Source organism: Tabrizicola sp. T74, assembly GCF_057219935.1.
The window spans coordinates 310,439-323,072 of sequence record NZ_JBXVVT010000004.1 but is presented as its reverse complement, the minus strand read 5'-3'; the positions used below and the strand labels follow the sequence as shown (position 1 = coordinate 323,072).

Genomic DNA, 12,634 nt, shown 5'->3' with positions numbered 1-12,634 from the left:
CGCTCAGACCTTCGGATCGCTCGCCAGCCGCCCGGCCGTCGCCCAGTCGTGCTTGGCGAGATCGGTGAAGACCACCGTCACCATCTGCGGCGTCCCCCCGCAAGTGTCGCACCAGGCCTTGGTCACCGCCTCGGCGCAGGCGCGCTTCTGCTCGACCGTGCGGCCTTCGAACATCTCGATCCGGATGATTGGCATGGTTCCTCCCTTACGCGGCCTGCCGGGCCGTCTTTGCCACCTTCGGCATGACCTCTTCGGCCAGCCGGCTCATCATGTCCAACACCGCACCCTGCGCCTGCCCGAAATTGGAACTGACGATGACCTCGTCGATCCCCAGTTCCGCATAGGCCGAGAGCCGGTCCACCATCTCGTCCCGGCCGCAGATCAGGATGTTCTGGCGGAACTCCTCAACCGTCTGCGTCCGCGGCAAGGGCCGGATGATGCCATGCTCGACGATCCCCGGGCCGCCAAAGACGTTGTCGAAACTTTTGTAATAGTGATAGGCCTTTGCGACCATTTCCTCACGTTCCGCCGCGCGGTCCGTGACGAAGATCCCTCGCTGCAGCGACAGCCTTTGCCCCGTCTTCCCCGACCGCGCCGCGCCCCGGTGGAAGGCCGAAACCTGACCCTCCAACACGCCATGGCTGGCCGACAAGGGAGTCGTCTGGATGTGATAGCCCTTCGCCGCCGCCGCCTCGATCCCCAGCGGGGCCATGATCGCCAGCGCCAGCGGGATCGGGTCCTCGGGCCGCGGCATCACCGTCAGCGCGTCGAACTTGTACCAGGCGCCGTCCCAGGACACCTCCTCGCGGGTCAGCAGCGCCTCCAGGACGGCAAGGCTTTCCTCGAACCGCGCCTTCGTCTCCTCCATCGGCACGCCGATCCGGCCCGTCTCGAACCCGAAAGCCCCCTTGCCCACGCCCAGGACCAGCCGTCCGCCACAAAGCGCCTGCGCCTGCACCACCTCACCCGCGAAAACCCGCATGTCGCGGATCGGCAGCTGGCAGACCGCCGTCGCGATCTCCACCCTTTGCGTCCGCGCTGCAATCGCCACTGCGAATTGCAGGGGTGACGGGATGAGAAGGATGTTCAACAGGTGATGCTCCGGCACCGAAACGCCACGAAAGCCGCAGGCCTCGGCATGGACCGCCTGGTCCAGCATGTCGGCCCAAAGCCGCTTGCCCCCCACCGCCGGGTCCAGAAGATGCGAGTTCAGGAAATGCGAGACGTCCATGCCAGCCTCCCCTCAGGTATCTTGTACGATTGTACAAACCACCCTACCCTGTCAAGCATCCCGTGAACCAGCTATCTCTGACACATGACCCAGACGCCCCGCAGCCAGACCCAGACCGACCGCCGCTCCGCTATAGCCGAGGCGGCTCTGCGGGTATTGAGCCGCGAGGGGCACGCCGGCCTGACCGCCCGTAAGGTCGCGGCCGAGGCCGGGCTCGCGCTTGGCCACATCACCTACAACTTCACCGACATGGACGATGTCCTGGCCGAGGCCTATCGCCTCCTCTCCGCCCGCCTGCGGGCAGCCTCCGACAGCGACCCTCAGGCCTCGCCACAGGCCCGCCTCTCGGCCTTCCTGCGCGCGGGCTTCACAAGCGACTTCCTGACGCCCGCACATCTGCGCATCCGCATCGACCTGTGGTCCGCTGCGCTGACCCACCCCGCCGTGGCCGAGACGGAGCGCGCGCTTTACGCCCACTACCGCGCCCGGCTCGAGGCGCACCTTGCCCCCCTGGTCTCCGCGCCGCGCATTCCGGCGCTGGCCGACCTGATCATGGCGACGCTTGACGGGCTCTGGCTTGACTGGATGCGCCGCCGCGATACCGGCGCGGTCGACAACGGGCTGCGGCTGATCGAAGAGCTGGTCCGGTCTCAGGAAACCGGCGCAACCGCCTGACAGCAAAACGAAAAGGCCGCCTTGGGTGGCGGCCTTCGGTTCATCTCATTCAGCGGCTTCCTGCGGCGGTTCACCGTCGGACTTGCCCTCGCCCTTGGGCTTGCGCGGGCCACGCGGACGCCGCGCCGGACGGTCCTCACGCGGAGCCGCCTCGGTCGATTCCGGCTCGACCTCGGCCCGGGGCCGCAGGCTGGATTCCGGCGTCTCGATCAGCCCGGTATCGTCGCCTGCGTCCAGTTCGATCACATCGACGATCACCGGCTGCTCTTCCGACCCAAGATCACGCTCGGCCCGGAAATCGCGGTTGTAGTCGCGCCGTTCGCCCCGGTCGCCGCGATCGCCACGCTCACCCCGGTCCTGCCGCTCACCACGGTCCTGCCGTTCGCCGCGTGGCTGGTGCTGCTGACCACCCTGCTGGCCGCCATTGCCGTTCTGCTGACCGCCCTGACCGCCCTGCTGGCCGCCATTCTGCTGGTACTGCTGCTGGCGCGCCTCCTGCTCGGCGGCCATTTCCTTCATCGCCTCGGCCAGCATCCGGGTGTAGTGCTCGGCATGCTGCAGGAAGTTCTCGGCCGCCACGCGGTCGTTCGACAGCTGGGCATCACGCGCCAGCATCTGGTACTTCTCGATGATCTGCTGCGGGGTGCCACGCACCTTGCCTTCGGGGCCCGAGGAATCGAACACACGGTTGACGATATTGCCGAGGCTGCGCGGGCGGTTCTGGTTGGAACGCGAGCGTTTCTTGGAGGAGCGCATCTTGTCCTTATGATGGCTTTTGACCCGCGGCCGCCGCCCCCTACGGGCAGCTGTTCATCAACACGCGTGGTCTGGCATGACGCAAGGGCAGGTGCAATCCCGCCCCGTGCTAAGGCCAGTAATCACAGGCAGGCGGACCTGACAAGCGCAAATCGTGCAGACAGACTGTTTTTGGGCGGGGTCAGGCGCAACCGCAACTGTCCGTGTCGCCCGGCTTGACGGCCAAGACCACGCGGTCGCGGCCATCCATGTCGGGAAGGACGCGCACAGCCTCCAGCCCCTCCGCCGTGAAGAGGGCGCTGACCGCCGCGCCCTGTGCGGGCCCGATCTCGACCAGAAGCCGCCCCCCCGGCATCAGCCGCGCCGGTGCGCCGCGCGCGATGATCCGGTAGGCGTCCAAGCCATCGCCGCCGGGCGTCAGCGCGAGATGCGGCTCCCAGTCGCGTACTTCCGGCGCAAGGGCGGGCATCTCCTCGGCGGCAATGTAGGGCGGGTTCGACACGATCAGGTCATAGGCCCCGGTCACGCCGGCAAACCAGTCCGACTTGCGGAACCGCGCCCGAGCTTCCAGCCCCAGATCGCGGGTGTTGCCCATCGCCACCTGCAGGGCCGCATCCGAGATGTCGGTCCCAAGGCCGCGCGCCATCGGCATCCCCTTCAGGCAGGACAGAAGGATGCAACCCGTCCCCGTCCCAAGGTCGAGCATCTTCAGGAACGGCATCCGCAATGCCTCGGCCACCAGCGTCTCGGTCTCGGGCCGCGGGTCCAGCGTGTCGCGCGTCACCCGGAAGGACTGCCCCCAGAACAGCCGCCGCCCGGTGATCTGGCTGACCGGCTGCCGCGCCATCCGCGCCTGAAGCGCCTGGTCATAGACCGCTTCCTGCGGCGCGCTCATCTCGTCCTGCAGCTTCAGCGTCAGCCGGTCATGGCCGATCCCCAGCGCATGGGCCAGCAGCACCCGGGCATCGCGCGCGCCGTCCTCGATCCCCGCGTCCTGCAGACGCGGGATCGCCCGGCGCAGCGCCTCCTGCGCCTTCATCCGTCCATCTCCGCCAGCCGCTCGGCCTGGTCATGCGCCACCAGCGCATCGATCACTTCAGAGAGGTCACCCGACATGATCTGCGGCAGCGCATAAAGCGTCAGGTTGATCCGATGATCCGTCATCCGGCCTTGCGGGAAGTTGTAGGTCCTGATCCGCTCCGACCGATCCCCCGACCCGACCTGCGACTTCCGTTCTGCCGCGCGTTCGGAATGGAGCCGCTCCCGCTCGGCCTCATACAGCCGCGCGCGTAGCACCTGCATCGCGATCTCGCGGTTCCGGTGCTGCGACTTTTCCGACGATGTCACCACGATTCCGGTGGGCAAATGAGTGATCCTGACCGCCGAGTCGGTCGTGTTCACATGCTGGCCACCTGCCCCTGACGACCGCATCGTGTCGATCCGGATGTCGCTGGCGGGGATGTCGATATCCACCTCCTCAGCCTCGGGCAGCACCGCCACCGTCGCCGCCGAGGTATGGATGCGCCCCTGCGCCTCGGTCTCGGGCACCCTTTGCACCCGGTGGACCCCGCTTTCATACTTCATCCGGGCATAGACGCCCTCACCCTCGATCAGGGCGGAAAATTCCTTGAGGCCCCCCAGCTCCCCCGCCTGTTCGCTGATGATCTCGAACCGCCAACCCATCCGCTCGGCATAGCGCTGGTACATCCGCGCAAGGTCGCCGGCGAACAGCGCCGCCTCGTCGCCCCCGGTGCCGGGCCTGATCTCGATGATCGCCGGCCGCGCATCGGCGGCATCCTTCGGCAACAGCGCCAGGCGCAGCGCCTGCTCCATCTCGGGTATCCGCGCCTTCAGCCGGGGTAACTCTTCCTCGGCCAGCGCCTTCATCTCGGGGTCGGCCAGCATCGCCTCGGCCTCAGAGAGATCGTCCAGCGACTGGCGATAGGCGCGGATTTCATCGACCACAGGCTTCAGGTCGGTGTATTCCTTCGAAATCTTCGCGATCTCCGAAGGCGCCGCCGCCCCGGCATTCAGCTGCGCTTCAAGAAACTCGAAGCGTTCAGTGATCTGCGCCAGCTTGTCCAAGGGTACCATGCGCGGGGTTTCGCCCGGAACCTGCCAAGGGTCAAGGGGCAACCCGTCCCGCTTTCCCTTCGCCAAATATCCCCGCCGGAGGCCCAACCGAGTGTCTTTGCGTCCTTCACGCAAAGACGCGAGACAAAAGACTTGCGGCGGATGCCGCTCAATTTGACAGTCGTCCCGACCCGCCTAGAGGCCGGTCATTGCTGGCGGCTCCTGCAACCCCAGCAGTTCCTGCACCCAGCCGCCGATCCGGGCGGCATTCACGCCCAGGTCTTCCGTCCCGAACCGCTGCCGTCCCGCGATGCAAAGCCCCGGACCCGCCATCACCTGCGCCGTCGTATAGTCGGGATAACCCATCAAGGCCGACCGCGTGACCCAGGTGATCCGACCCTCCGCTGCCGAGCCCGCCAGCCGCACCGTCCGCGGCGTCGCCATCGCAATGGCATCAAGCTTCTCCAGAAGCGCCTTCGGGTCGCCCTGAATCGGGCCATAGCGATTGTCGGGCCGGATGCAGAAGACATGCGCGTTCGCAGGCAACCCGCCCGCCGCAAGGTCCACATGCCACGCGGCGGGGTCTGAAGGGGCCAGGCGGATATAGGCCATCAGCCCGGCCGCAAGGACCAGAACGCTGCCAATGATCCAGACCATGCGCCTGCCCCCCATCGTTCTACCTCTGCGTCCGTGCCCAGTGATAGAGGCAGATCAGCTCATAGGCCACCGCCGCCCCGGCAATCGCCGTCGCCCCGGTGGTATCATAGGGCGGCGAGACCTCGACGACATCCCCGCCGACCAGGTTGATCCCGGCAAGGTCCCGCAGCATCGCCGCCGCCTGCCAGCTGGCCAAACCGCCCCAGACCGGCGTGCCAGTGCCCGGCGCAAAAGCCGGGTCCAGCGCGTCGATGTCGAAGGTCAGGTAAGTGGGCCGGTCGCCGACGATCCCCTTCACCGTCTCCACCACCCGCTGGACGCCCCATTCATGCGCCTCGCGCGCGGTGATGACGTTGACGCCCATGTAATCCTCGGTCGTCGTCCGGATACCGATCTGGACCGAGTGCTTGGGGTCCACGCAGCCCGCCTTCACCGCCTTGTAGAACATCGTCCCATGGTCGATCCGGGCCGGGTTGTCGTCGGGCCAAAGGTCGGAATGCGCGTCGAAATGGATCAGGCTGACCGGACCGAACTTCTCCGCATAGGCCTTCAGGATCGGGAAGGTGATGAAATGGTCGCCCCCCAGCACCACCGACCCCGCGCCTGCCTGCAGGATGGTGCGGATGTGGTTCGTCAGCGTCTCGGGAAACTCCGGCACATTGGCATAGTCGAAGGCCACGTCGCCATAGTCGATGACGTTGAGGTCCTCCAGCGGGTCCGTCCCCCAGCCCGGCGGCGGATCGTAGGGCATCAGCGCCGAGGCCTCACGGATCGCGCGGGGACCAAAGCGGGTGCCCGACCGGTGGCTCACCGCCTGGTCGAAGGGAACCCCGGTGATCGCCAGGTCCACCCCGGTCAGGTCCTTGGTGTAGGTCCGCCGCAGGAAGCTCGTCGCCCCCGCAAAGGCGTTTTCATAGGAATAGCCCCGCTGCGTGGGCCGGGTGAACGCAGTGTCGACCTGCGTCTTCGCGTCTTCAAGTGCCATGATTGGTCTCGGGTCACAATGCGCAGTCGTTCAGCGGAGACGCGCGGATCCGGTGCGCGCAGGAAACCCCTGCCCGGACCGGAAGTCAAGCGACGCGACGCGTACTGCGCAGAAGCCGCCAGAGGGTAAGGCCAGGAACTACCCAGGCGGCAAGCAGCCAGAGAACGGTGAAGGTCTTCTCGCGTCCGTCAATGCCGTATTCGTAACCCATGAGCATCGTGCAGGCCGACTGCCCCTGGATCACGACACCGACGGCAAAGCGCGCACCCTCCCAGGCATGCCACAGAAGAACCGGAAGCAGGGCCCCGATAAGGACCCCGGTGACCAACCCCAAGCTTGCACGCCATAGAAGGCCAAGCGCCAAGGCATAGCAAATCAGGACCAGACCCAGACCGCCCAGCTGATCGGCAGAGTTCTGGGTGCAGGTCCCAGCGTAGCGCGACAACCAGGCATTTGCTGCCCCGAAGTAGAGCAGAAGGACGGCGGTTCGTGTCACCCGATCCTATGCCCTTCCCGCACCAGCTCGTCCGTGACCTGCCGGATCGCCTTCTCCAGCACCTCGACCACGAAGTCCACCTGTCCCTCGGTGATCGTCAGGGGCGGAGACATCACGTTCAGATGCCCGATCGGCCGCACCATCAGCCCCATCGCCTCGGCCGCATCGCTGATCCGCTTGCTCTCGTTCACCCCGTCCGGCAACGGCTCCTTGGTCAGCTTACTGGCCACATTCTCCACGCAGACCATCAGCCGCCGCCCGCGGACCTGGCCGACCAGCGGCAGCGCCTCCAGACCCTTCAGCCGGTCCAGGAAATAATCCCCCACCCGGGCCGCATTCTCCAGAAGACCCTCGCGCTCGATGATCTCGATCGACTTCAAGGCCGCGGCACAGCTGACCGGATGGCCGGAATAGGTGAACCCGCTGGTGAACCACCGCTCCCCCTGCGCGGCCATCCCCTCCCAGATCCGGTCGCTGAAGATCAGCGCGCCCAAAGGCAGGTAACCCGAGGTCAAACCCTTCGCGCAGGTGATCATGTCCGGCACCACGCCGAACTCCGCCTCGGACGCGAACCAATGCCCCAACCGCCCGAAAGCCGTCACCACCTCGTCGGCGATGAACAGGATGTCGTGGCGCTGGCAGACCTCCCACATCCGGCGCAAGTAGCCGGGCGGAGGCACGATCACCCCGCCCGAGGCCTGGATCGGCTCTGCAATGAACCCGCCGATCCGGTCGGCGCCCACGCGAGCGATCAGCTCCTCGAACTCCTTGACCAGCCAGTCGCAGAAGGCCGCCTCGCTCATCCCCTCGGGGCGGCGATAGGGGTTCGGCGGGGACAGGTGGTGGATGCCGTCGTGCTTGTAACGGAACTCGTCCACCCGGTCGCCCGGACGCTTGCCCACCGACTGGGTCAGGTAGGTCGAGCCATGGTAGGAATGATCCCGCGCGACGATATCCGTCTTCTCCGGCCGCCCCATGCAGGTCTGCCAGTACCAGACCATCCGCACCGCGGTATCCACTGCCGTCGAGCCGCCCGTGGTCAGGTGCACCCGGTTTAGGTCGCCTGGGGCGAGCGCCGCCAACTTGGCCGACAAACGCGCCGAGGGTTCATTGGTCACATCGACAAAGCTGTTGGCAAAGGCCAGCCGCTCCACCTGGTCGGCAATCGCCTGCGCCATTTCCTTGCGACCGAGGCCCACATTGGTGCACCACATGCCCCCCACGGCATCCAGGTACTGCCGCCCCGCCTCGTCCCACAGGTAACAGCCCTCGCCCCGCGCCATCACCAGCGACCCCTCGCGTTCGAAGGGTCCGAAGTTCGTCCACGGGTGCAAAGCGTGGCTGCGGTCCATTTCCCAAAGGCTGTTCGGGGTGGGCCGTGCCAGGGCCAGGGGGGCGGTCATGAGGGATCTCCTTGCTGAATGACACAGTTGGATAACAACGCCAGACTAGCAGTTTGATCAAAACCCGGCCAGCCCCCTTGCCTGTCCAAAGGTTGGGGGTCATCCAGATATGGTGTCCAAAGGTTGATCCGGCCCCCATTAGGACCATCGGGGACCCAGGACTGGCCGCCCCCCCGATTCGCCGGCGCGTGGTCAGAACAGCTTCTGCTTCGCCTTGGCCACGCTGAAGCCATGTCCTTCGGCATTGGTGCAGGTCATGCCGGTCTTGGCCGAGACGCAAGAGATGCCGCCCAGCGACACCGCCTCGCCATAGGGCAGCACCGGATTGCCCGGGTCCTGCACCGTGTCACCGACGCAGGCCAAGACGCCCTTGCCGCTGGAGCCGACGGCAAAGGCCATGCCCCAGTCCAGCTCACACCCTGCCGGGCGCTTGGTATAGCTCGGGGTATACTCCCGCAGGTCACAGCGCGCTTCGGCATCGCCATCAAAGGTATACATCGCGCAATGGATGTTGCCGGTGGGCGACTGGAAGCCGAAGTAATCATCCGCCGCAGCGGGACCGGCCAGGAGCAACAGGACAGGGACAGCAAGGGCTTTCAACACGGCCTCCTTCGATGGCAAAATGAACCGGACAGGCCCGCGGACGCCGCCGGCCCCAATCCCGGCATGAGGCGCGCAGATGTCCCCCGTCGTCAAGGCTGCCATTGCCTACGTGGTCCCGGTCTTCGCCGTGGCCTTTGTCTTTGGGGCCCTGCGCGTGACCATCGTCGCCCCGGTGACCGGCCCGCTGGTGGCAGTTGCGCTTGAGGTTCCGCTGGTCCTCGCCCTCGCCTGGGCTGTCGCAGGCCGCGTGCTACGCCTCTGGCCGCTGCCCCTGCCCTCGCGCCTGCTGATGGGTGCCCTCGCCTTCGCACTCCTGATGCTTTTCGAACTTCTCACCGCGCTTGCCTTCGGCCAAACGCCCGCGCAGTTCCTTGCTGCCATGGCCACCGCACCGGGCGCCCTTGGCCTTGCCGGGCAGATCGGCTTTGCGCTGATCCCGCTGGTCCGTCAGGCCAGGGGCTGAGCCCGTTCCACCAGCCGGGCGAAGAAGCTGGCGCCAACCGGCGCGGCCTCGTCGTTGAAGTCGAAGGCCGGATGATGCAGCCCCGCCCCCGGCCCGGTCCCCAGGAACAGATAAGCCCCCGGCCGCACCTCCAGCATGTAGCTGAAATCCTCGGACCCCATCTCGCGGCCCGCCCGGGCGTCGACCGCTTCGGGACCCGAGACCTCGCGCGCGACGTCGGCGGCGAAATCCGCCTCGTCCTCATGGTTGATCGTCGCGGGATAGCCCCAGTCGTAATGGACCTCGGCCCTGACCCCATAGGCCGCCGCATGGCCTTCGACGATCTCATGGAACCGCTTCTTCAACAGCGCCCGCACATCCGGCTTGAAGCAGCGGATGGTGGCGACGAAAAAGCCCTCCTCGGGGATGATGTTCGACGCGGTCCCGGTGTGGATCATGGTGACCGAAACCACCGCCTCGTCCAATGCATGCAGGTTGCGCGGGATGATGGTCTGGATGGCCTGTACCATGCCGACAATGGCCACCACCGGATCGACGCATTCATGCGGCGTCGCCCCATGCCCGCCCTTTCCCATGACCTTCACCGTCGCCGTGTCCACGGACGCCATCAAGGGCCCCGGCGTGGTGTGGAAATGCCCGAAGGGCACGTTCGGCGCATTGTGGATGCCGTAGACCTGCCCGATGTCAAAGCGGTCCATGATGCCTTCCTGCACCATGACCTGCCCGCCGCCGCCGTCTTCTTCCGCCGGCTGGAAGATAAGCGCCACGCTGCCCGCGAAATTCCGCGTTTCCGCCAGATACTTTGCCGCGCCCAGCAGCATCGTCACGTGCCCGTCATGGCCGCAGGCGTGCATCTTCCCTTTCTCGACCGAGGCATAGGGCGCCCCCGTCAGCTCCTCGATCGGCAGCGCATCCATATCGGCGCGCAGCCCGATGACCGGCCCTTCGCCCTGCCCCTTGATCAGCGCCACGATCCCGGTCTTGGCGATCCCCTCGTGGATCTCGTCCACCCCGATCTCGCGCAGCCGCTCAACGATCCAGGCCGCCGTCCTGTGACACTCGAAGGCCAGTTCCGGATGCTGATGCAGATACCGCCGCCACCCCTTCATTTCCTCGGCATAAGAGGCGATACGGTTCAAGACAGGCATTGCGGACTCCTTCGGACGCAGCCTCCAAGCAAATCGCAAAACCCCGGTGGCCGCAATGACTCAATCCCCCCTTGACCGCCCCGCAGACCAGCGACTCGATCACAAGCCCGGCAGCATCGACCGCCTTCTGGCCATCATGTCAGCCCTGCGCGACCCGGCCACCGGCTGCCCCTGGGACATCGAGCAGACCTTCGCCACCATCGCCCCCTACACCCTGGAAGAGGCGCATGAGGTCGCCGACGCCATCGACCGCCAGGACTGGAACGAGCTCAAGGGCGAACTCGGCGATCTTCTCTTCCAGGTGGTCTACCATTCCCAGATGGCCGCCGAGGCCGGCCATTTCGCCTTCCCCGACGTCGTCGCCGCCATCTCGGACAAGATGATCGCCCGCCACCCGCATGTCTTCGGCACCGCGTCGCGCGACAAGACTGCCGAGCAGCAGACCAAGGACTGGGAGGCGCAGAAGGCGCGCGAACGCGGCTCCGCCCGCACCCTCGACGGCATCGCCATGTCGCTTCCCGCCCTGACCCGTGCGCTGAAGCTCCAGAACCGCGCCGCCCGCGTCGGCTTCGACTGGCCCTCGACAACCGAAGTCCTCGACAAGCTGGTCGAGGAAGCCCGCGAGGTCGTCGAGGCCCGCGATACCCTGACCCACGCGGCGCTCACCGAGGAAATCGGCGATCTCCTCTTCGTCATGGCCAACCTCGCCCGCCACCTGAAGGTCGACCCCGAAGCCGCCCTGCGCGCCGCCAACCAGAAGTTCACCCGCCGCTTCGCCCGGATCGAGGACTGGCTGGCGGCGGCGGGCAAGACCCCCGCCGACAGCGACCTGGCGGAAATGGACGCCCTATGGAACCGCGCCAAGGCCGAGGACAAGGCGCGCCCCTAGGCTTTCCCTTCACCAAATATCCCCGCCGGAGGCTCCGCCACGCGCCACAGGCGGACCGTCCGGCTCGTCTCACGACGCCAGCCACAGGCGTCCCCTCTCCCTGCAAAGGGGAGGGCCAGGGAGGGGGTCTTTCCGCCCGCGATAAAAATTCCGACCATTTCACTCAACCATCTTGACCGGCCCGCCGAAACCCGGTTACACCCGTCGCACAAAACCTGACTAAAGGACTCAACCATGCTCCGCCTTTCCCCCCTCGCCCTCCTTCTCGCCACGACTCCGGTCCTCGCTCAGGAAATCAACGTCTACTCCCACCGCCAGCCGGAACTGATCCAGCCGCTGGTCGACGCCTTCACCGCCGAGACGGGGATCGCCGTCAACGTGGCCTTCGTCGACAAGGGCATGGCCGAACGCCTGGTGGCCGAGGGCGACCGTTCGCCCGCCGACTTGGTCCTCACCGTCGACATCGCGCGCCTTTTGCAGATCGTGGAGGCGGACGTGGTCCAGCCCGTGCAGTCCGACGTGCTCGAGGCCAACATCCCCGCCGAACTGCGCGACCCGGAAGACAAGTGGTTCGGCCTGACCGCCCGCGCCCGCATCGTCTATGCCTCGAAGGACCGCGTCGCCCCAGGCGAGGTGACCACCTACGAGGACCTCGCCTCGGACAAGTGGAAGGGCCGCATCTGCTCGCGCTCAGGGCTCCACGACTACAACGTCGCCCTTCTGGGCGCGATCATCGCCCATCATGACGAGGCCTATGCCACCACCTGGGCCGAGGGCCTGAAGGCCAACCTCGCCCGCAAGCCCGACGGCGGCGACCGCGACCAGGTCAAGGCCATTGCAGCCGGCGAATGCGACATCGCCATCGGCAACACCTATTACATGGGTCAGATGCTGGCCGACCCCGAACAGGTCCCCGCGGCCGAGTCGGTGAACATCGTCTTCCCGACCTTCGAGGCCGGCGGCACCCACCTGAACATCTCGGGCGTGGCGATGACCAAATCCGCCCCGAACCGTGAGAACGCGCTGAAATTCATGGAATGGCTCTCGGGCGACGTGGCGCAGAAGATCTACGCCGAGACGAACCACGAATACCCGGTGAAGCCGGGCGTCGAACGCTCCGCCCTCGTCACTTCCTGGGGTGAGTTCACCGCGGATTCGAAGACCCTCGCCGAAATCGCCGCACAGCGCCCGGCGGCGGTGAAGATCATGGAAACGGTGGATTTCGACGGCTGATCGAGCGTCGGTCGGGCTTCAG

At 66.5% G+C, this 12,634-nt stretch carries 15 protein-coding genes; 4 read left to right on the top strand and 11 right to left on the bottom strand.

The window, feature by feature from the left end:
• Window positions 1-3: 3 nt before the first annotated feature.
• A complete protein-coding gene (locus AC2EAL_RS13680; protein ID WP_484724774.1) occupies window positions 4-195 on the bottom strand; it encodes a 4-oxalocrotonate tautomerase in 192 nt (63 codons plus the stop codon).
• Between the two features lie 10 nt (window positions 196-205).
• Window positions 206-1,231 (bottom strand): LLM class flavin-dependent oxidoreductase, encoded by a 1,026-nt coding sequence (locus tag AC2EAL_RS13675; RefSeq protein WP_484724773.1) that lies wholly within the window; start codon window positions 1,229-1,231, stop codon window positions 206-208.
• An 84-nt stretch (window positions 1,232-1,315) separates the two neighbouring features.
• Between AC2EAL_RS13675 and AC2EAL_RS13670 the strand changes: the two genes are divergently transcribed.
• Window positions 1,316-1,906: a TetR/AcrR family transcriptional regulator gene (locus AC2EAL_RS13670; protein WP_484724772.1), complete on the top strand. Its 591-nt coding sequence runs from the start codon at window positions 1,316-1,318 to the stop codon at window positions 1,904-1,906.
• A gap of 45 nt (window positions 1,907-1,951) precedes the next feature.
• On the opposite strand, the gene AC2EAL_RS13665 is transcribed toward AC2EAL_RS13670, so the two are convergent.
• The 8 genes from AC2EAL_RS13665 to AC2EAL_RS13630 all read right to left on the bottom strand — a co-directional run bounded on the left by AC2EAL_RS13665 (window position 1,952) and on the right by AC2EAL_RS13630 (window position 8,876).
• A complete protein-coding gene (locus AC2EAL_RS13665) occupies window positions 1,952-2,662 on the bottom strand; it encodes a DUF4167 domain-containing protein (protein ID WP_484724771.1) in 711 nt (236 codons plus the stop codon).
• Window positions 2,663-2,843: 181 nt separating this feature from the next.
• Complete coding sequence (gene prmC, locus AC2EAL_RS13660) at window positions 2,844-3,701, bottom strand: peptide chain release factor N(5)-glutamine methyltransferase (RefSeq protein WP_484724770.1); 858 nt, start codon at window positions 3,699-3,701, stop codon at window positions 2,844-2,846.
• Window positions 3,698-4,756, bottom strand: coding sequence for a peptide chain release factor 1 (prfA, locus tag AC2EAL_RS13655; protein ID WP_484724769.1), 1,059 nt, complete (start codon window positions 4,754-4,756; stop codon window positions 3,698-3,700). The genes prmC and prfA overlap by 4 nt, the downstream gene beginning before the upstream one ends.
• Before the next feature lie 174 nt (window positions 4,757-4,930).
• Window positions 4,931-5,392 (bottom strand): DUF1499 domain-containing protein, encoded by a 462-nt coding sequence (locus AC2EAL_RS13650; protein ID WP_484724768.1) that lies wholly within the window; start codon window positions 5,390-5,392, stop codon window positions 4,931-4,933.
• 19 nt (window positions 5,393-5,411) lie between these two features.
• Window positions 5,412-6,377: an agmatinase gene (gene speB / locus AC2EAL_RS13645; protein ID WP_484724767.1), complete on the bottom strand. Its 966-nt coding sequence runs from the start codon at window positions 6,375-6,377 to the stop codon at window positions 5,412-5,414.
• Between the two features lie 85 nt (window positions 6,378-6,462).
• The gene (locus AC2EAL_RS13640; protein WP_484724766.1) at window positions 6,463-6,873 is read right to left on the bottom strand and encodes a hypothetical protein; all 411 of its coding nucleotides are present in this window, start codon (window positions 6,871-6,873) and stop codon (window positions 6,463-6,465) included.
• Window positions 6,870-8,276 (bottom strand): aminotransferase, encoded by a 1,407-nt coding sequence (locus AC2EAL_RS13635; protein WP_484724765.1) that lies wholly within the window; start codon window positions 8,274-8,276, stop codon window positions 6,870-6,872. The genes AC2EAL_RS13640 and AC2EAL_RS13635 overlap by 4 nt, the downstream gene beginning before the upstream one ends.
• Before the next feature lie 192 nt (window positions 8,277-8,468).
• On the bottom strand, window positions 8,469-8,876 hold the full coding sequence (locus AC2EAL_RS13630) for a DUF6636 domain-containing protein (RefSeq protein WP_484724764.1): 408 nt from the start codon (window positions 8,874-8,876) through the stop codon (window positions 8,469-8,471).
• Window positions 8,877-8,955: 79 nt separating this feature from the next.
• Here AC2EAL_RS13630 and AC2EAL_RS13625 point away from each other — a divergent pair, with 79 nt between their 5' ends.
• Complete coding sequence (locus AC2EAL_RS13625; RefSeq protein ID WP_484724763.1) at window positions 8,956-9,342, top strand: hypothetical protein; 387 nt, start codon at window positions 8,956-8,958, stop codon at window positions 9,340-9,342.
• Here AC2EAL_RS13625 and AC2EAL_RS13620 read toward each other — a convergent pair.
• Window positions 9,327-10,490, bottom strand: coding sequence for a M20 aminoacylase family protein (locus AC2EAL_RS13620; RefSeq protein WP_484724762.1), 1,164 nt, complete (start codon window positions 10,488-10,490; stop codon window positions 9,327-9,329). The two genes, AC2EAL_RS13625 and AC2EAL_RS13620, sit on opposite strands and share 16 nt — an antisense overlap.
• Window positions 10,491-10,545: 55 nt before the next feature.
• Here AC2EAL_RS13620 and mazG point away from each other — a divergent pair, with 55 nt between their 5' ends.
• Together mazG and AC2EAL_RS13610 are read left to right on the top strand one after the other, a co-directional pair.
• Window positions 10,546-11,379: a nucleoside triphosphate pyrophosphohydrolase gene (gene mazG / locus AC2EAL_RS13615; protein ID WP_484724761.1), complete on the top strand. Its 834-nt coding sequence runs from the start codon at window positions 10,546-10,548 to the stop codon at window positions 11,377-11,379.
• A 234-nt stretch (window positions 11,380-11,613) separates the two neighbouring features.
• Window positions 11,614-12,612 carry a Fe(3+) ABC transporter substrate-binding protein gene (locus tag AC2EAL_RS13610; RefSeq protein WP_484724760.1) on the top strand — a complete coding sequence of 333 codons (999 nt, stop codon included), beginning with the start codon at window positions 11,614-11,616 and terminating at the stop codon, window positions 12,610-12,612.
• Window positions 12,613-12,634: the final 22 nt, after the last annotated feature.

Excerpts from the sequence above, each read along its gene's own strand:
- AC2EAL_RS13680 (WP_484724774.1), bottom strand. The coding sequence starts at position 195 with ATGCCAATCATCCGGATCGAGATGTTCGAAGGCCGCACGGTCGAGCAG.
- AC2EAL_RS13675 (WP_484724773.1), bottom strand. The coding sequence starts at position 1,231 with ATGGACGTCTCGCATTTCCTGAACTCGCATCTTCTGGACCCGGCGGTG.
- AC2EAL_RS13670 (WP_484724772.1), top strand. The coding sequence starts at position 1,316 with ATGACCCAGACGCCCCGCAGCCAGACCCAGACCGACCGCCGCTCCGCT.
- AC2EAL_RS13665 (WP_484724771.1), bottom strand. The coding sequence starts at position 2,662 with ATGCGCTCCTCCAAGAAACGCTCGCGTTCCAACCAGAACCGCCCGCGC.
- prmC (WP_484724770.1), bottom strand. The coding sequence starts at position 3,701 with ATGAAGGCGCAGGAGGCGCTGCGCCGGGCGATCCCGCGTCTGCAGGAC.
- prfA (WP_484724769.1), bottom strand. The coding sequence starts at position 4,756 with ATGGTACCCTTGGACAAGCTGGCGCAGATCACTGAACGCTTCGAGTTT.
- AC2EAL_RS13650 (WP_484724768.1), bottom strand. The coding sequence starts at position 5,392 with ATGGTCTGGATCATTGGCAGCGTTCTGGTCCTTGCGGCCGGGCTGATG.
- speB (WP_484724767.1), bottom strand. The coding sequence starts at position 6,377 with ATGGCACTTGAAGACGCGAAGACGCAGGTCGACACTGCGTTCACCCGG.
- AC2EAL_RS13635 (WP_484724765.1), bottom strand. The coding sequence starts at position 8,276 with ATGACCGCCCCCCTGGCCCTGGCACGGCCCACCCCGAACAGCCTTTGG.
- AC2EAL_RS13625 (WP_484724763.1), top strand. The coding sequence starts at position 8,956 with ATGTCCCCCGTCGTCAAGGCTGCCATTGCCTACGTGGTCCCGGTCTTC.
- AC2EAL_RS13620 (WP_484724762.1), bottom strand. The coding sequence starts at position 10,490 with ATGCCTGTCTTGAACCGTATCGCCTCTTATGCCGAGGAAATGAAGGGG.
- mazG (WP_484724761.1), top strand. The coding sequence starts at position 10,546 with ATGACTCAATCCCCCCTTGACCGCCCCGCAGACCAGCGACTCGATCAC.
- AC2EAL_RS13610 (WP_484724760.1), top strand. The coding sequence starts at position 11,614 with ATGCTCCGCCTTTCCCCCCTCGCCCTCCTTCTCGCCACGACTCCGGTC.